Below are 17,405 nucleotides of genomic sequence, written 5' to 3'. Positions count from 1 at the left end.
TCAGACTTACGGCTTCATATCTTCAAAGAAGCTTTTCACGCTATCAAAGAAGCCGGTTTTCTTCGGCGAGTGGTTGTGGCTATTGCTGTCGTCGAAGCTCTGTTGCAGCTGGCGCAACAGATCGCGCTGCTCGTCGTTAAGCTTCACCGGTGTTTCCACGACCACCTTGCACAGCAGGTCGCCGGGCATACCACCGCGCACGGGCTTCACGCCTTTACCGCGCAGGCGGAACAGCTTGCCTGTTTGGGTTTCCGGCGGAATCTTCAGCTTCACACGGCCATCTAGCGTCGGCACTTCAAGCTCGCCACCTAGCGCTGCATCAACAAAGTTGATCGGCACATCGCACTGCAGGTGCTTGCCGTCACGCTGGAAGATGTGGTGCGGCTTGATCGCCACCTGCACATACAGATCCCCTGGCGGGCCACCGTTCACGCCGCTTTCGCCTTCGCCGTTCAAGCGAATACGGTCGCCGGTATCCACACCGGGCGGAATCTTAACGGACAGCGTGCGTGTCTCACGTACACGGCCTTCGCCATTACACTTATGGCACGGCACTTTAATGTGCTGGCCAGAGCCATGACAGGTCGGGCAAGTCTGCTGCACGGCAAAGAAGCCTTGCTGCATACGCACTTGGCCGTGGCCATGACAGGTAGGGCACGTCTCTTTAGAAGAGCCGGGCTCAGCGCCACCACCATCACAACGGTCACACTCGATATGCCGCGGCACACGAATATCCACCGTGGTGCCTGAAACGGCGTTTTCCAGATCCAGTTCTAGGTTATAACGCAGGTCGGAACCGCGTGCCGGGGCATTGGGGCCACGGCGGCGACCGCCACCTCCGCCAAAAATATCGCCAAACACATCGCCGAAAATGTCGCTGAAATCACCAGCGCCAGCACCGCCGAAACCACCGCCACCTTGGCCATCAACGCCCGCATGGCCGAACTGGTCATAGGCAGCGCGTTTTTCGCCGTCGCTAAGCACTTCATACGCTTCGGACACTTCGCGGAATTTTTCCGCGGAGGTGGTATCGTCCGGATTTCGATCAGGGTGGAATTTTTGCGCCAGACGGCGATAGGCCTTCTTGATCTCTTTCTGATCGGCCCCTTTTTCGACACCCAGGACTTCGTAATAATCGCGTTTGGACATAGGCCCTACGCCTCCTGGTTAGCTACGCACTCAACTGCACATTTAGCTATGTATTCAACTGTATATTTAACTACGTGATACTTAACTACGTGCGTCTTGGCCGCGGAAACAGCAACGCGGGAGTAAGCTCCCGCGTCACCGCTTTCCTTGGCAGAAAGAGGATGTTACTGCTTTTTCTGATCGTCGTTGACTTCTTCGTACTCGGCGTCAACCACGTCTTCTTCCGGCTTGGTGCCCGCGTTTTCGGCACCTTCACCGCCCTCTTGCTGCGCCGCTTCGGCCTGCTCGGCGTACATCTTCTGGGCTAGCTGGCCAGAGGCTTCGGTCAGTGCATCCAGTTTCTTCTGAATGTTATCGACGTCGTCACCTTTAACCGCTTCTTCCAGCTCGCTGATGGCCGTTTCAATCGCCTGCTTCTCGTCGTCAGTCGCTTTGTCGCCAGCTTCTTCCAACGTTTTGCGCGTAGCGTGAATCATGCCGTCAGCTTGGTTACGCAGCTGCACCAGCTCTTCGAACTTTTTGTCCTCTTCGGCGTGAGCTTCAGCATCACGTACCATCTGCTCGACTTCTTCCTCGGACAGACCGCTAGACGCCTTGATGACAATCGACTGCTCTTTGCCAGTGGCCTTGTCTTTTGCCGATACGTTCAGAATACCGTTGGCATCCAAGTCGAAGGCGACTTCGATCTGCGGCACACCGCGCGGTGCAGGCGGAATGTCAGCAAGATCAAAACGACCCAGCGACTTATTCTGCGACACTTGCTTGCGCTCACCCTGCACGGCGTGAATGGTCACCGCCGTTTGGTTGTCATCCGCCGTTGAGAAGGTTTGTGTCTTCTTGGTCGGGATGGTGGTGTTCTTTTCGATCAGCGGCGTCATCACGCCACCCAGGGTTTCGATACCCAGGGTAAGCGGGGTGACGTCGAGCAGCAGAACGTCTTTAACGTCGCCACCGAGTACGCCGCCCTGAATCGCTGCACCAACGGCAACCGCTTCGTCCGGGTTAACGTCTTTACGTGCTTCTTTGCCGAAGAAGTCAGCGGCTTTCTTCTGCACCATCGGCATACGTGTCTGGCCACCGACCAGGATCACTTCGTCGATTTCAGAGGCAGACAGGCCTGCATCTTTCAGGGCCATTTTGCACGGCTCGAGCGAGCGCTGAACCAGCTCTTCGACCAGCGACTCCAGCTTGGCACGAGTCACCTTAACGTTAAGGTGTTTCGGGCCAGTGTTGTCGGCGGTGATGTAAGGCAGGTTCACATCGGTCTGCTGAGCGCTAGACAGCTCAATTTTGGCTTTTTCGGCAGCTTCTTTCAGACGCTGCATGGCCAAGTTGTCGCCAGACAGATCAATGCCACTGTCAGACTTGAACTGGTCTACCAGGTAGTTGATCAGCGCCAAGTCAAAGTCTTCGCCGCCCAAGAAGGTATCACCGTTGGTGGCCAACACTTCAAACTGGGTTTCGCCGTCGACATCGGCAATTTCGATGATCGAGATATCGAAGGTGCCGCCACCCAGGTCGTAGACCGCGATGGTTTTGTCGCCGCGGGATTTGTCCATACCGTAGGCCAGTGCGGCAGCGGTCGGCTCGTTAATAATGCGCTTAACGTCCAGACCGGCAATGCGGCCGGCGTCTTTGGTCGCCTGACGCTGGCTGTCGTTGAAGTAGGCCGGTACGGTAATGACCGCTTCGGTGACTGCTTCGCCCAGGTAGTCTTCGGCAGTCTTCTTCATTTTCTTCAGCACTTCCGCGCTTACCTGCGGCGGTGCCATTTTTTTGCCTTTTACTTCAACCCAAGCATCACCGTTATCAGCTTCGCTGATTTTGTACGGCACCATCTTGATGTCTTTCTGGACAACGTCGTCTTTAAAGCGACGGCCAATTAGACGCTTGATAGCGTACAGGGTGTTTTCTGGGTTAGTAACGGCCTGACGTTTAGCCGCCTGACCTACCAGCGTTTCACCATCATCGGTGTAGGCGATGATAGAAGGCGTCGTACGACCGCCTTCGGCGTTTTCGATAACTTTAGCGCTGTCACCATCGAGCACGGCCACACAAGAGTTAGTGGTGCCCAGGTCGATACCAATTATACGTCCCATAGCAATACCTCGAATTCGGTTGTTACAAAACTGAAAATTTAGTTTTTAAAGCTTGTCTGCGGGTTTCCCCGCGGGGTTGCCCTTTATTTGGGGGCCGCCGCTGACATTTCAAGGGCTTTTTTTCACACACTTTTTTCAAACTCTGTGCCGCCAGTGGCTTAATCGGCTTTTTTACTCACTACAACCATCGCTGGGCGCACCAAGCGTCCATTGAGTAAATAGCCTTTCTGCATAACGTCCATCACGGTGTTCGGATCAAGATCCGGGTTAGGCACCATGGTCATGGCTTCGTGCACTTGCGGGTCGAAGGGCTCACCATGGGGTTCAATGCTTTCAACGCCGAACTTGTTGAGTACATCCAGCTGCATTTTCAAGGTCATGGAAACACCTTCACGGTGAACTTCCGATGCACCCTCTTCCATGGTCTCAAGCGCTTTTTCCAGGCTATCCACCACTGGCAGCAGCTCTTTAACGAACTTCTCCAGGGCAAACTTGCGGGCTTTTTCCGCTTCCTGCTCCGCACGACGGCGCACGTTTTGCGCTTCAGCGGCGGCGCGTAGGGCCTGATCCTTGGCTTCGGCCAAGCTCTGCTCTAACTCACCTACTTGGGCTGCCAGCATTTCCGCTTCCGGGTTGTCGACGCTGTCTTCTAGCGCCTCTTCGTCATTGATCAATCCTTCCAGCTCGCCCTCCATCAAGCGCTCTTCAGCAACTTTCTCAGCTGCTTGCTCGGCGCCATCGGCGTCTTGCTCGTGGCGGGCCAGCTCATCGTCCATTGGTGTTTGCGGTTCTTTCGCCATGTTGTGCTCCTAAAAAGTAGAGCGCGGCCACGCGGGCGGCGCGCAAAGAAGTAAGCTTTAAGTCACTCGCTTTGACTGATCATGCACGCTATATGGGGGCCATAAATTCCATCTCAAGAGGTGCATTGAAGTGAGTTATTAACTACTGTATAAATCAACAACTATTGGATAAGTATCCAGCTTCTATGCTGTACCGCCTCAGGAGGCGCCATGCTTACTCAGCTAGCTATTCAAGATTTCGCCATTGTCGATCACTTAGAACTCGACTTGACCGGCGGTATGACCGCGATTACCGGGGAAACCGGCGCGGGCAAATCGATCCTGTTAGGCGCCCTTGGGCTCTGCCTGGGCGAGCGTGCCGACGCCGGAAGCGTGCGTCACGGCCGCGAGCGTACGGACCTCTCCGCACGCTTCGACATTCAACACCTGCCCGCCGCCATCGAGTGGCTAACGGCGCGGGAGCTCCCCGCTGAGGAATGCTTGCTGCGCCGTGTGGTCACCGCCAACGGCCGTTCCAAAGCCTGGATTAACGGCCAACCCGCGACTATCTCGGATCTAAAATCCCTCGGCGAGCAGCTGATTCAAATTCATGGACAGCATGCTCACCATGCGCTGATGCGCGAAGAGACCCACCTTGCCCTGCTGGACGATTACGCAGGCCTAAACGATGCCACCACTCAATTAGCTGAAACGTTCCGCGAGTGGCGCAGTGCGCGTCGGCACTTGAAGAAGCTAAGCGAAGAAGGCAGTGAAGTTGAGGCCAAACGGCAGTTGCTGCGTTACCAAGTAGAAGAGCTGGATCAGCTCGGTTTAGCGGAAGGTGAATTAGCCACGTTAGAGGAAGAGCAGCACACCCTGGCTCACGCGGAAGAGACCCTGCGCGAAACCCAGTTTGCCGCCGACTGCTGCGCCAGTGACGAGGGCGGCGCGCTCTCCTTACTCAACCAAGCGTTTACCCACTTAAGCGCACTGCCAGGTAGCGACAAAGGCACCCTGGCGAACACGCTTGCCATGCTGAGCGATGCGCGCATTCAAGTGGAAGAGGCCTCCAGCGAGCTTAACCGCCTCGCCAGCACCACCGAATTAGATCCTGAGCGGCTCGCCTGGGTTGAAGAACGAATGACCGACGTACACCGGATTGCCCGCAAGCATCACGTTGCTCCTGATGAGCTATGCGCCCTGCATGCTGACCTACAGCGGGAAGTCGCGCAGTTAGAAGAGGGTGGCAATGACTTGGAGGCACTCAGTGCGCGGGTCGTCGAGCTACGCGAAGACTATCGCCAAGAGGCGAAAAAACTCAGCGAGAGCCGTCAAAAAGCCGCACTTCGCTTGGGTAAAGAGGTGCAGCAGCAACTGGGCTTTTTGGCCATGGGCAAAGCCCGTTTTGAAGTGGAGGTCACCGCTAAAGACGCGCCCTCCCCTGAAGGTCTCGATCGCGTGCAGTTTTTGATTAGCGCCAACCCCGGCCAACCCGCTCGCCCATTGACCAAAGTCGCCTCCGGCGGTGAGTTGTCGCGGATTAGCCTGGCGATTCAAGTGGTCGCGGCGACGCACTCAACCGTGCCCAGCCTGGTGTTTGACGAAGTGGATGTGGGTATCTCGGGGGCCACCGCAGAGATCGTTGGCCAACTGCTGCGCAAACTGGGCGAAAACGGCCAGGTCATGACCGTGACCCACCTACCCCAGGTGGCAGCACAGGCGCACCAGCACCTGCATATCGAGAAACAGGCGAAGCGCGATACAACGCTGACCCAGATGGCGCTACTCGACGAACAGGGCCGCATCAGCGAACTGGCGCGCATGCTGGGCGGCGTCACGCTTTCTGACCAAACCCTCGCCCACGCTCGGGAGATGCTGCACGCCAGCCAACGCCCGCCGCACTGATTGAGCGGGCGCCCTGCGCCGTTTCTGTGCATTTCTATAGCGCACAGCTATACAGCACATCTGCACACAGCAAAACAAACGCCCCTGATCCACTTGGCGAATTCAGTTAACCAGGAATTCGGCCAAATGGCTCAGGGGCGCTTATATTTCGAACCGCGATTAACGGTCTGCGACTAACAGCGACCTACGAACACTATTTCTTGTTCGTCGGCCCGCTGTCCTGGCGCGTCACGTCGGAACCGCGCGGACGTACATAGAGCACCAGAGCATGATCCACTAGTTCGTAGCCGTGCTCTTCAGCGATTTCTTGCTGACGGCGTTCAATGATTTCATCAACGAACTCAATGATTTCGCCGCTTTCAAGGCACACATGTGGTCATGGTGATCCTCTTGGGTCATCTCGAATACCGCATGGCCTCCGTCGAAATTATGACGAATTACCAAGCCCGCTGACTCGAACTGAGTCAATACGCGGTATACGGTTGCCAAGCCAACATCTTCGCCCGCATCAATCAGTGTTTTGTACACTTCTTCCGCGCTAAGGTGGTGCTGACCCGAAACATTTTCGAGAATTTGAAGTATCTTGACGCGCGGCAGGGTCACTTTTAGACCGGCTTTGCGCAATTCATGGTTCTGATCGGCCATGGTCGCTCTTCGCAGTAACTGGTTAGGTCGGGTATGATCAACCGAAACCACGATAGTGAAGAATAGGCCCAAATGCAAAAATTGACTCAAATCATCACGCTCTCCGTTGCCCTTACTGTCATTAGCGGCTGCAGCTACGTAGGCGTGTACAAGCGCGATATTCCCCAAGGCAACCTGGTCACTCAGGAAATGGTCAGCCAGCTTCAGCCAGGCATGACCCAAGAGCAGGTGACTTACGTAATGGGCAGGCCATTGCTGGAAGCGCCCTTTGACGCCAGCCAGTGGGATTATGTGTTTCGTTTAGATAAAGCGTATGGCGATGTAGAGCAGCGTCGCGTAACGCTCACCTTCGATCCCCAGGGCCGCCTGGTGAACATTGAGCAAGAGGGGGATCTATCCAAAGAGCTACCGTTTGAAGGCGATAGCAGCATGGGGCCTGCAACGGAAGGCGTTGATCCAATGGATGCCCTCCCTACAGAGAGCACCCAGACGCGGCCACCTGAGGGCACACAGCCTGTTCAACAGCCTTAAAAGCGGTTAACGCTTCGGGTCGCTCGCTTGACGCTTAGCGCGCTCTAGGCGAGCGGCCTTGGGGTCGATCGCCAACGGCCGGTAAACTTCGACCCGATCCCCGTCGCGTAATAGATGGGTATCGGGTTCACGTAGCGCTTTACCGAAAATGCCCAGCGGCGCCTGAGCAAAGGTTTCGCCGGGCACATCAGGAAAGAGCGTGGGCAAATCGGCCAAGGCAACGGCCTGACGTGCCGTAGTGCCCTCAGGCACGCGCAGAGCCACTATGCGCTGTTTGGAAGGCAACGCGAAGGCTACCTCAACCGCAAGCGCTTCAGCGCCCATACAGCTCGTTTGCGCGCTTGGTAAAGGCATCGACTAGCTGGCCAGCGATTTGCTGAAAGAGTTTGCCGAACGCCATACTGAGCAGCCGGTTGGCGAACTCAAACTCCATCTCAAGGCTCACCTTGCAGGCATCCTCCCCCATGGGGATAAACAGCCAGCGACCTTTAAGCCGCTTGAACGGCCCTTTTACCAGCGACAGCTCAATACGCTCGGGCGCAAAAAGTTCGTTGCGCGTGGTGATGGTTTGCTCAACACCGGCACGACCCAGGGTCATTTCGCCGATCAGATGCACATCATCATGTTCGAGCAAACGCGCCTGGCGGCAGCCTGGCAAAAACTCCGGGTAGCGTTCGAAGTCGTTAACCAGATCGAACATTTTCTGGGGGGTGTGCCGCACTAAGGCGGAACGATTGACGGTTGGCATTGACCTCTCCGCTGACTTCACAGTGCCCAAAGCGTATCATGGGAAACATTTTTCAGACCCTAAATGGTATCACGCCTCCCCAAATAACGAAGGGGAAGCCACTGACAGATTAATTATGAGGTTCCATGGCCACTAAGAAAGGTAACAGTAAGGGCCCCGGTAGCAGCGTTATTGCCCAAAACAAGAAGGCACGGTTTGAGTACCATATCGATGAGACCTTCGAGGCAGGGCTATCGCTCGCTGGCTGGGAAGTGAAGAGCCTGCGCGCCGGTAAGGCTCAGCTCACCGATACCTATATTTTGGTTCGTAACGGCGAAGCGTTTCTGCTGGGTAGTCATATCATGCCGCTGAATACTGCGAGCACACACGAGATTGCTGACCCGACGCGCACCCGCAAACTGCTGCTGCATCGCAAAGAGATCGCCAAAATCTTTTCGATCACCCAGGACAAAGGCCACACCTGTGTGCCCCTCAAGCTTTACTGGAAACGCAATAAAGTGAAGTGCGAGCTGGCGCTAGTGACCGGTAAACAGCTGCATGACAAACGCGCAACAGAAAAAGATCGCGACTGGAGCCGCCAAAAAGGTCGAATTATGCGGGAACATAACAAGGCATAACTGGTCAATCAGGTGTGAGCACGTTAGAATGCTCAACTGAAATAAGGGGGCGACATGGTTTCGACGCCGGTGACAACCCTTGCGGTGCATGCCGAGAGCGTGATGTATCTCGTAAATCCCACATCACGAAAAATAGTCGCAAATGACGAAAACTACGCTCAAGGCGCGCTAGCAGCTTAAACACTGTTAGCTTCTTGTCTGGCCCCAAGGTGATGTGCCTATTCATCGCTGAGGGGATACGAGCTAAAGCTGATAGGATCGCGTTTGGTGGTGTCTTCTCGCCAAGCGCTAAACTTTAGAAGACTCGCGTGGCTGAATCCTGATCGTCGGAGTCAGTTGCGTTAAATCAAATGACGAAATCTAAGCATGTAGAGCCAATAGGCGCGTGCTGGCGGACGCGGGTTCAATTCCCGCCGCCTCCACCACCTTACTATGCAAATCAAGCACCTACGGGTGCTTTTTTTGTTTTCCCATCCCAAATACCATCCCAAGTAAAACCGGTGCCTTCCTGCTGGATTCCTATTATCTCAGTACGAAAAATACGGATGCGTAGCGTTACGGGGTGTCACGACCCACTGTTTGGCGTTGGTCCTCGGAAGGAAGACTGCCAAAGCCAATTCGCTTAAGCCCTGGCTGCACCCGCTTCGGCCAAAAGAAGACTTTCAGTTTTTTCGCATATAAGCCTAAATATTATTAAACCAGATAACCCATTAATTACTGTCTCACCTAATTTTGTAAACGCTTACCCATCATTTTAACAACGCTGATGGGAGGAAAACCTCTAGCCCTCAGGAGAGCGCTAGAGGCCACTGCTTTAGAAAACCTTATTCAGCTCCACATAGTCCCCTCTAACACGCAACACCACGGTCACGTCGTTATCATTGCGATTATGAAAGAACCAACCTTGGTTACCGGTGAAGTCAGCTTCACGTTCGCCTTCGTCTTTGGGCAAACCACGCCCTTTCTCATCGCTGATCGAGTTGCCATTTCCGTCACAGTGGGTGTCGAAATTAAGTGGCCCACCAACGGAGGTCCAAGCGAATGTCGCGACAGCGCCTTCTTCCATTGTCAGTTTGTACTCGGTGCCCTCACCCGGCGTGAGGTGAAGTTCACTTCATCGCCAAGGCTTATTGCGGGCCATGGTAGCTGCGCATGCTTCCCCTCATCTGTTCACGCTGCTCATCGGTTAGTAAGTCCTGCATCTGATTATGCATACGCACATTATCAGCCATCATATCGCCATGAAGGTTGGCCATTTGGGCATGCAGCGCCTTTACTTCCTCTGGCTCTGGTCGCTCAGCCTGCATGATTTGCATCATGTCGTCGCGAAGGTTCATCATTTCGCCCATCCGCTCAAATTGGGCCACGCGGTGTTCCTGACGCATCTCACGCATGGTACTCATCTGCTGCTCGTCGAGCATACCGACCATGCCGGACATAGTCCCCATGCCTCCCATCATTGGACAAGGCATCATCCCACTTTGCCCTCCCATCATCATTCCTGGGTACATGCCTTCTTGACTGCCCATCATCATGCCCGAACCCATACCGCCTTGGCCGCCCATCATATTGCCTTGACCTTGGGCGCCTTGGTTCATACCTTGAGCGAAGATGACGCTGCTTGTGACACTGAGGCTTGCAGCCAGACCAAGGGCAAAAATCACCTTGTGCTTAACCATGATATTTCCTCTCATGTTGCTGGTCGAGACATCGCCTTTTCCTACAGAAGAAGGCGGAGTTAGCTTACGTTATAAGCCTACAACCTATAGGTAGCCCAAAGGTAAAGGGGAAACCAATCCCAATACCTAAATGTTGTCACAAGTCATTTTTCCCGCCGTTTTCAGCCCTGTTTCAGGTTGGCACGTTATAAAACTGAGCTACTTCCATGAAGAAGAGCGCGTCCAAATGCCTGCTCAAATACCTCACCGCCCAAGAGGCGGAAACCCCTGAAGCCAAAGTGTTCCTGGACGCTCTCTTAGCTCCCAAAGGGCACAAAGCTATGTGCCTTGTTCGCCAAACAGGACGAATGAACGGCCTCTGAAGCTCAACCGAATCAGTTTTAGCGCCTCCGCGATGAAGAAACGGCATCCATTCAACCCTGAAAAAACATATAAGGAATCGGCATGCAAAAGAAGACGAGATCTCTCCTGATCGCTCACGCTACCTTAGCAACACTGTTGATTTCGCTAGCAATCCCGGCACCCGTCCATGAAGGCCGCACAAGCACTTCGCCTAAGGATGGTGACACCGTTCAGGACTCCCCTGCGAAAATTGGCATTGAGTTTGGTGGCGTGATGCGCATCACCCAGTTTGAGGTGACAGGCCCGAATGGCTCAGTTCCCCTTGATGGTCAGCCAGGTAGTGAACATACTTCGTAAAGCCCGGTGAAGTTCTTTCGGCTGGGAACTACCAGGTGCGTTGGCGAGGCCTATCGGATGACGGGCACATGATGTCCGACGGTTTTAACTTCTCGATCGAGCCCTGACCCGTGGCCTGGTGGTACTCCGTAAATAGCCTCGACGTCTGGATCGTCACGATGATCCTCGTGGCGGCCGGGGTTTACCTTAGCGCCCTAGTCGCAACGGGGGCCGTGCTGTTTCGCCTAGCGTTTCCGCAACTCCCTGATCACGACCGGAGGCGCGTTGTCCGCATGGGTGTCTTCGCTGCTTGGTCGGGGGTTACCCTGGTTCTGTTCCAGTGGCCTTTGCAAGCCGGATACCTTGGGGGCGGCAATGTGGCTGCTGCAACCAACCCGATGCTGCTCGGGATCGTGTTCGAGGGTGCGCCTGGGACGCGGCTGATACTGGCCGTTACTGGCTTGCTGCTGGTCCAGGCGATTCAGCTCAATAACTTACTACTCTCGAAAACAGCCAATAGCTTGAGCCTAGTAGGCGTGTTACTGGTGATGTTAGCGTTCGTGCAGGTGGGACATACAGTGCCCCCCCCTCGCCTCGTTCTGTCTGGTTTGCTGATCTTTCACTTGATGGCAGCGGCATTCTGGGTGGCCTCACTGTGGCCGCTGTTCCACTTAGTGGGACGGCGTCACAACCAGGGCAATAGCGCCCGCATTCTGACTCGTTTCGGGCAAATCGCCATGGACGGGGTTGGCTTGTTGGTGCTGGCGGGCGTCACTTTGGCCACGCTGCTTACGGGCGGTCTTACGCCGCTGCTCACCACGGCATATGGACAGCTCTTGATCGGCAAGGTATTGATTGTCGCGGTGCTACTGTTATTTGCTGCCGCGAACAAGTGCCGACTTGTACCGGCCTTTGAGAGCGGCGACGCTACAGCCCCACGACGTTTACAGCGCAGTATTGCTCTGGAGATGGTACTGGTCGCAGTTATATTGCTGATCACTGCGGTGCTGACAAGGGTCACATCACCGAATGGTTAAGGAAAGGACATCCCCCTGGTTAGTTAAGCGTCCAGCTTAATAGCTATAAGCAACGCTCTCCGGAAGGCAAGGCCGATACCATCCGCGCGCTGCAAGCGATGCACGACAGGTCATTGAGGCGATGGACGTGACACTAATCCGCAGCGAGCTCACCGCTGTATTGAAGGTGTCCTTAGGCAACTAACACTAAATGACATGAGGTTCAGGCTCATTTCAGGTTGGTACGCTATAACGCTTAGGTACACCACTAAGAGGTAAACATGATGCGCAAGACCTACCTGACCTACAGTCTACTGACAATATCACTCTGTGTTATGGGGTCCACCTCTTGGGCAGCGGGCGAACATGATGGTTCTCTCAATGACGCGAGCTCTGCCGATGTTGATCGCACTATTAGCTTTGAAGCAGGCGATATGTGGTTTGATCCTGAAGATATCCAAGTTACCGCCGGTGAGACCATTAAATTTGAAATTTCCAACACCGGTAATCTTGAGCATGAGTTCGTGATAGGTGATAAAGCCGCCCAGGAAGAGCACCGTAAGATGATGCAAGAAATGAGTAGTGGTCATGGTGAAGGTCATGGCGGACACGGTGGTCACGACATGGCGGAAGGTGCGCATGGCGGGCAAATGCCGTCTATCACCATCGGGGGAGGTGAAACCAAAACGCTGGTATGGACGGCTTCCTCAGATGTTGACAGTCTGGAGTACGCCTGCAATATCCCTGGTCATTATGAATCAGGAATGTATGGTGATATTAACTTTTAACGCGATATCAGCTTATGAAACTGTTGTTTCTGGAAGATGATGACCTGTTAGCCGAGAGCCTAGCTGAAAGTCTGAAAGACAACGGTTACCTCGTCGATGTAGCCGCCTCTGTCAAGGCGGCTGCGTCGTTTATGGCAACCGAAGAGTACGAGCTTGTCATCCTAGATATTGGGTTACCCGATGGCTCGGGGCTTGAACTACTCACCCAGTGGCGTAAACAAAAACGTACTACTCCTGTTTTGATACTCACCGCGCGCGATACGTGGGAAGACAAGGTAGTTGGCTTGGAAACCGGGGCCGACGACTACCTCACTAAACCCTTTCACGAAGCCGAACTGATGGCACGCCTAAAGGCACTACTGCGCAGGCGGTCTGGCCAGCTATCCCAAGTCATCACTCTCAACGGTGTCTCCTTGGATGAAGCGAGCCAACGTGTTTGCAGCGAAGAATCAGCATGGCGTTCGCTTACTGCCACCGAGTTTCGGCTACTGCGTTACCTGATGCTTCACCCCGATCGCATTCACTCCAAGGAGCGACTGCTAGAACAGCTTTACGCGTTGGAGCAAGACGCCGCCGCACCTAACCTTGTTGAGGTATACGTGGCGCGTCTGCGCCGTTACCTTGGCAAGTCGATCACCCAGACGCGCCGCGGCCAGGGGTATATTTTTGTTTCACGTTGATAAACGCAGCTTACGGTTTCGTCTACTAGCTTGGCTGGGCGGCGTCGCGTTGCTGGTTGTTGGCTTGACATGGTTGCTGCACGGCGTGTTTCTGCAAAAGCTTGCTAAGGATTTTCTTGGTGAACGCCTCAAGCGTGAAGCCGTACATGCTGTATCACAGTTAGAAAATGACCGGTTGGCAATGCCCATATCGCTCGTCTCGACTAGCAAAACTTACCAAGTATTTCATCACCTTTACGTACTACGTCTCAATGGTGAGACCAGCGCCTCAGACCCAGAGTGGCAGAGACAGCTCGCAATGTTACTGAACGAAGAAGGTAATGCGCTCATCGAGGTCAAGCGTGGCAAGCGCCATTTGCTGGTGTATCGCCAGCATTTCGAGTGGCAGGACAGCACCGGCGTATTGCTGATTGGTGAGGATTTTTCTCAGGTAGAAAATGGGCTAGCCACGTTGCACTGGTGGGTAGGCGGTATTGCTGCAGGCTTACTTTCGGTTCTGGTCGCGCTCAACATGTTGGCCGTTAACCGTGGTTTGCAGCCCCTGTGGCAGTTGCGTGATCAGCTTGAAGCCCTGCAAGCAGGCGAGCGTCAGCGACTCTCTCTGAACGCGCCCGCCGAGCTAGATGGCTTGGTCGCGCAGCTCAATCGCTTTATGGATGACATCGACCTACGTTTGCAACGCTCACGGGAGTCAGTTGCCAACCTTTCTCATGCGCTTAAAACACCGTTGGCGGCGATCACCCAAGTGCTCAGGGGCAGCCGGCCAATTGACGACAGCCGCCGCCATAAGCTTCTGATGCGGCTAGAAGATATCAACGTACAATTGGATGCCGAGCTTCGCCGTGCGCGTATCGCAGGCCCTCATGCGGGGCGTTTGACCCACCTCATCCGCGACAGTCAACGCCTAATGAGCATGTTCCGTAGTCTCTACCCTCAGCAGGCGTTCGAACTAACGCAGGCAATTAATCAGCGTGACCAGGTCCCTATTGATGCCCACGATTACTCCGAAATATTGGGCATTGTGCTGGATAACGCTGGCAAATGGGCCAAACAAGAGATTTGTTGCCATATCAACGTTACGCCACAAACGCTCATGCTAACTGTTGATGATGACGGTCCCGGCGTCGCGGAAAGCGACATACCTCGTTTAGGTGAGCGTGGCACTCGGCTGGATGAACGCCATCCCGGTTACGGCCTGGGGCTTGCTATTTTGACGCAGCTGGTAGAACGCTATCACGGTCACTGCCAGTTTGAGCGCAGCCCACTGGGTGGTCTGCGGGTTATCACCACGCTCCCATTAACGGCAGTGACATCCGCTTAACTGTTTTTCAGCGTTGATTCAGCTTGCTCCCCCAAGATGATGATATTCATCAGCGATGGGAGCTTTATATGACGCGTTCGAACATCATCACCCACCCACTCTCACGTCGCCAGGTGTTGAAAGGCGGCGCGGCGCTAGGGTTAGGTTCCGCCGCAGCAATAGGCTTAAGCCCCGCCTGGGCCAACCCCTGGGGGCGTACAAACGTCTATTCCAAAGGCGTGGAAGAAGGCCCGGTGGTATCGCTGGCCATCCGGCGTGAATCCATTCCGATTGATGGCCAGGAAGCGAGCACTTTTAGTATCAACGGCACCAGCCCCGGCCCGTTGATTCGCCTGAAGGAAGGCCAGGACGCAGTGCTGCGCGTCACCAATCTGCTCGATGAGTCCACCTCCATTCACTGGCACGGCTTAATTCTGCCCCCGGAAATGGATGGGGTACCAGGGGTAAGCTTTGCTGGCATTGCGCCCGGTGAAACCTTCACCTACCGTTTCCCTGTGCGCCAGAATGGCACCTACTGGTATCACAGCCACTCCGGCATGCAGGAGCAGCTAGGCCACGTGGGGCCGCTGATTATCGACGCCGCCGAGCGCGAAACCTTCCGCTATGACCGCGAGCACGTGATACTGCTCACCGACTGGACCTTTGAAGACCCCATGTCGGTGTTTCGCAACCTGAAAACCATGGAGGGCTACTACAACTTCCAGGAACGCACGGTTGCCGATTTCTTCGCCGATGTACGGCAAAACGGCTTGGCCCCCACCGCCGAGATGCGCGGCATGTGGGCCAAAATGCGTATGAGTTCGCGGGACATCGCGGATGTCACTGGCAGCACCTACACCTACCTACTCAACGGCCATTCCCCTGAGGAAAACTGGAGCGCGCTGTTCAAGCCGGGCGAACGTGTACGACTGCGAGTGATCAACGGCTCGGCAATGTCCTACTTTGATGTACGTATACCCGGCCTCAAAATGACCGTAGTGGCCGCCGACGGCCAACCGGTTCAGCCCGTACCTGTCGATGAGTTCCGAATCGGCGTTGCCGAAACCTACGACGTTTTGGTGTCACCCGAAGACGATCAGGCCTACACCATCTTCGCCGAATCCATGGATCGCAGCGGCTACGCTCGCGCCACTTTAGCCCCGCGCGAAGGCATGCAGGCGGAGATTCCGGACCATCGCCAAATTGCTGACCGCGGTATGGAAGCCATGGGTGCCCACGGCATGACCAGCATGGATCATTCCACTATGGAAGGAATGGACCATTCGGGCATGTCGAACATGCAGGGGATGGACCACGCCAGCATGGAAGAAATGGATCACTCGGCTATGTCAAATATGGAGGGTATGGATCATTCCAACATGGAAGGAATAGACCATTCGGATATGTCGGGTATGAACAACATGGATCACTCCAATGGCATGGCCGGAGAGCAGCGCAACATGCTCGCAAGCGGTATGTTGGCAGCTGGCGACGCCCAGCCGGGCTCACGCTATGGTCAAGTGGGCATAGGCATTGACCCCGATGAGCGTCGTGTTCTGGTTTACCGAGACTTGAAGGCCTTCCGCCATGGCCCGACCGCCGCGAGCCCAGACGCGAGCTTGAACTGCACCTCACCGGCAACATGGAACGCTACATGTGGTCGTTCGACGGCAAGAAGTTTAGCGAAGTAACTGGGCCAATTCACTTCGAGAAAGACGAGCGGCTGCGCTTAATACTGATCAACGACACCATGATGGAACACCCCATTCACCTACACGGCATGTGGATGGAGCTGGAAAACGGTCAGGGTGAGCTGATTCCGCGTAAACACACCCTGAATGTTAAGCCCGGCGAGCGGGTTTCGGCGCTGATCACGGCAGATGCCGAAGGCAGTTGGGCCTTCCATTGCCATCTGCTTTATCACATGGATGCTGGCATGTTCCGCGTTGTTCAGGTTTCTTAAGGAGGCAGTATGAAAGCCAAGTTCTACTTCACTGGCATTAGCTTAGCGTTTGCCATGACCACCGCTGCCCAGGCGGAAGATGGTTACGACGCGCCGAATGATTGGCCAGCCCCGATGATGGAACACAATATGGGGATGGCGCTCTTTGATCGCCTTGAATATAGCGTGCCCGACAACGGCGAAGAGGCCGTTGTGTGGGACTTTCAAGGCTGGTACGGCGGCGATGTTAACCGCGTGTACCTCAAATCGGAAGGCGAGAACATCCAAGGCGACGGCGAGGATGCTGAGTTCGAATCCCTTGAACTGCTGTACAGCCGCCTAGTTGCCGACTTTTGGGAGTTACAGGGCGGCGTGGGTTATCAGGGTGGCGTCTTTTCCGATGACCACGCCGAGCGCACCTATGGCGTGGTGGGCCTGCAAGGGGTGATGCCCTACGGCATCGAAACCGATGTCGCCCTACAGCTGAGCGATGACGGCGATCTAGCCGCCAGCTTTGAGGGCGAATACGACCTGCGCCTGACGCAACGCCTTTATCTTCAACCACGTACTGAAATTGCCGTTGCTGCCAGTGAAGTCGAGGAGTTTGGTGTGGGCGAGGGGCTCAACTCAGTGCGTGTGGGGATGCGTCTCGGCTACGAGGTCACCCGCCGCTTCGCTCCGTACGTGGGCGCTTACTGGGTAAAAGAGTATGGCGATACCGCCGACCTTTCTCGTGCTAGTGGAGATAGTAGCGAAGACACCGGTGTGGTTGCGGGTGTCAGGTTAATGTTTTAGGTGGCATTTTTTGCTAAATCCCCCGTGTAATCGCCAGATACAACATCTCTTAGT

General features: G+C 55.0%; 17 protein-coding genes, 1 other RNA gene and 2 pseudogenes. 12 read left to right on the top strand and 8 right to left on the bottom strand.

The genetic code is table 11. From position 1 onward, the window contains the following. Positions 1 to 6: 6 nt before the first annotated feature. From dnaJ to grpE, 3 genes are all read right to left on the bottom strand, one after another. Positions 7 to 1,149, bottom strand: a complete 1,143-nt coding sequence (gene dnaJ, locus HALTITAN_RS17845) for a molecular chaperone DnaJ (protein ID WP_039859995.1) — start codon at positions 1,147 to 1,149, stop codon at positions 7 to 9. A 164-nt stretch (positions 1,150 to 1,313) separates the two neighbouring features. Further along, positions 1,314 to 3,248 (bottom strand): molecular chaperone DnaK, encoded by a 1,935-nt coding sequence (dnaK, locus tag HALTITAN_RS17840; protein WP_009287914.1) that lies wholly within the window; start codon positions 3,246 to 3,248, stop codon positions 1,314 to 1,316. Positions 3,249 to 3,406: 158 nt separating this feature from the next. Continuing rightward, positions 3,407 to 4,048 carry a nucleotide exchange factor GrpE gene (gene grpE / locus HALTITAN_RS17835; protein ID WP_009287913.1) on the bottom strand — a complete coding sequence of 214 codons (642 nt, stop codon included), beginning with the start codon at positions 4,046 to 4,048 and terminating at the stop codon, positions 3,407 to 3,409. A 210-nt stretch (positions 4,049 to 4,258) separates the two neighbouring features. Here grpE and recN point away from each other — a divergent pair, with 210 nt between their 5' ends. Next, the gene (gene recN / locus HALTITAN_RS17830; protein WP_009287912.1) at positions 4,259 to 5,932 is read left to right on the top strand and encodes a DNA repair protein RecN; all 1,674 of its coding nucleotides are present in this window, start codon (positions 4,259 to 4,261) and stop codon (positions 5,930 to 5,932) included. A 193-nt stretch (positions 5,933 to 6,125) separates the two neighbouring features. On the opposite strand, the pseudogene fur reads toward recN, so the two are convergent. Continuing rightward, positions 6,126 to 6,577 (bottom strand): annotated as a pseudogene (gene fur, locus HALTITAN_RS17825) (ferric iron uptake transcriptional regulator). Positions 6,578 to 6,649: 72 nt separating this feature from the next. Here fur and bamE point away from each other — a divergent pair. Then, positions 6,650 to 7,108, top strand: coding sequence for an outer membrane protein assembly factor BamE (bamE, locus tag HALTITAN_RS17820; RefSeq protein ID WP_022520726.1), 459 nt, complete (start codon positions 6,650 to 6,652; stop codon positions 7,106 to 7,108). A 6-nt stretch (positions 7,109 to 7,114) separates the two neighbouring features. On the opposite strand, the gene HALTITAN_RS17815 is transcribed toward bamE, so the two are convergent. Further along, positions 7,115 to 7,432: an RnfH family protein gene (locus HALTITAN_RS17815; protein ID WP_022520727.1), complete on the bottom strand. Its 318-nt coding sequence runs from the start codon at positions 7,430 to 7,432 to the stop codon at positions 7,115 to 7,117. Continuing rightward, positions 7,422 to 7,856: a type II toxin-antitoxin system RatA family toxin gene (locus tag HALTITAN_RS17810; protein ID WP_022520728.1), complete on the bottom strand. Its 435-nt coding sequence runs from the start codon at positions 7,854 to 7,856 to the stop codon at positions 7,422 to 7,424. Before HALTITAN_RS17810 ends, HALTITAN_RS17815 begins: the two co-directional genes overlap by 11 nt. Positions 7,857 to 7,981: 125 nt before the next feature. Between HALTITAN_RS17810 and smpB the strand changes: the two genes are divergently transcribed. Together smpB and ssrA are read left to right on the top strand one after the other, a co-directional pair. Further along, positions 7,982 to 8,473, top strand: coding sequence for an SsrA-binding protein SmpB (gene smpB / locus HALTITAN_RS17805; protein ID WP_008958772.1), 492 nt, complete (start codon positions 7,982 to 7,984; stop codon positions 8,471 to 8,473). A 45-nt stretch (positions 8,474 to 8,518) separates the two neighbouring features. After that, positions 8,519 to 8,898: a transfer-messenger RNA gene (ssrA, locus tag HALTITAN_RS24970) on the top strand. Positions 8,899 to 9,287: 389 nt separating this feature from the next. On the opposite strand, the gene HALTITAN_RS17800 is transcribed toward ssrA, so the two are convergent. After that, on the bottom strand, positions 9,288 to 9,539 hold the full coding sequence (locus HALTITAN_RS17800; RefSeq protein ID WP_051052124.1) for a hypothetical protein: 252 nt from the start codon (positions 9,537 to 9,539) through the stop codon (positions 9,288 to 9,290). A gap of 61 nt (positions 9,540 to 9,600) precedes the next feature. Continuing rightward, on the bottom strand, positions 9,601 to 10,152 hold the full coding sequence (locus HALTITAN_RS17795) for a hypothetical protein (protein WP_051052121.1): 552 nt from the start codon (positions 10,150 to 10,152) through the stop codon (positions 9,601 to 9,603). Positions 10,153 to 10,596: 444 nt separating this feature from the next. Between HALTITAN_RS17795 and HALTITAN_RS17790 the strand changes: the two genes are divergently transcribed. The 8 genes and pseudogenes from HALTITAN_RS17790 (at position 10,597) to HALTITAN_RS17755 (ending at position 17,351) form a co-directional block, all read left to right on the top strand. Further along, positions 10,597 to 10,851 carry a copper resistance protein CopC gene (locus tag HALTITAN_RS17790; RefSeq protein WP_201764702.1) on the top strand — a complete coding sequence of 85 codons (255 nt, stop codon included), beginning with the start codon at positions 10,597 to 10,599 and terminating at the stop codon, positions 10,849 to 10,851. A 35-nt stretch (positions 10,852 to 10,886) separates the two neighbouring features. Beyond that, complete coding sequence (locus HALTITAN_RS26400) at positions 10,887 to 10,958, top strand: hypothetical protein (protein ID WP_201764703.1); 72 nt, start codon at positions 10,887 to 10,889, stop codon at positions 10,956 to 10,958. A 51-nt stretch (positions 10,959 to 11,009) separates the two neighbouring features. Further along, positions 11,010 to 11,867 (top strand): copper resistance D family protein, encoded by an 858-nt coding sequence (locus HALTITAN_RS17785; protein ID WP_217920622.1) that lies wholly within the window; start codon positions 11,010 to 11,012, stop codon positions 11,865 to 11,867. Positions 11,868 to 12,127: 260 nt separating this feature from the next. Then, a complete protein-coding gene (locus tag HALTITAN_RS17780) occupies positions 12,128 to 12,634 on the top strand; it encodes a cupredoxin domain-containing protein (RefSeq protein WP_009287909.1) in 507 nt (168 codons plus the stop codon). Positions 12,635 to 12,648: 14 nt separating this feature from the next. After that, on the top strand, positions 12,649 to 13,314 hold the full coding sequence (locus HALTITAN_RS17775) for a response regulator transcription factor (RefSeq protein ID WP_039859992.1): 666 nt from the start codon (positions 12,649 to 12,651) through the stop codon (positions 13,312 to 13,314). Then, on the top strand, positions 13,301 to 14,635 hold the full coding sequence (locus HALTITAN_RS17770) for an ATP-binding protein (RefSeq protein WP_027958227.1): 1,335 nt from the start codon (positions 13,301 to 13,303) through the stop codon (positions 14,633 to 14,635). Before HALTITAN_RS17775 ends, HALTITAN_RS17770 begins: the two co-directional genes overlap by 14 nt. A 68-nt stretch (positions 14,636 to 14,703) precedes the next feature. Beyond that, positions 14,704 to 16,577: pseudogene (locus HALTITAN_RS17765) on the top strand (copper resistance system multicopper oxidase). 9 nt (positions 16,578 to 16,586) lie between these two features. Then, positions 16,587 to 17,351 carry a copper resistance protein B gene (locus tag HALTITAN_RS17755; protein ID WP_009287907.1) on the top strand — a complete coding sequence of 255 codons (765 nt, stop codon included), beginning with the start codon at positions 16,587 to 16,589 and terminating at the stop codon, positions 17,349 to 17,351. Positions 17,352 to 17,405 lie beyond the last annotated feature (54 nt).

It is taken from the genome of Vreelandella titanicae BH1, from assembly GCF_000336575.1.
Taxonomy (GTDB): Bacteria; Pseudomonadota; Gammaproteobacteria; order Pseudomonadales; family Halomonadaceae; genus Vreelandella; species Vreelandella titanicae.
Note: the sequence above shows the minus strand (reverse complement) of the source record. Positions and strands in the feature narration are given on the sequence as shown.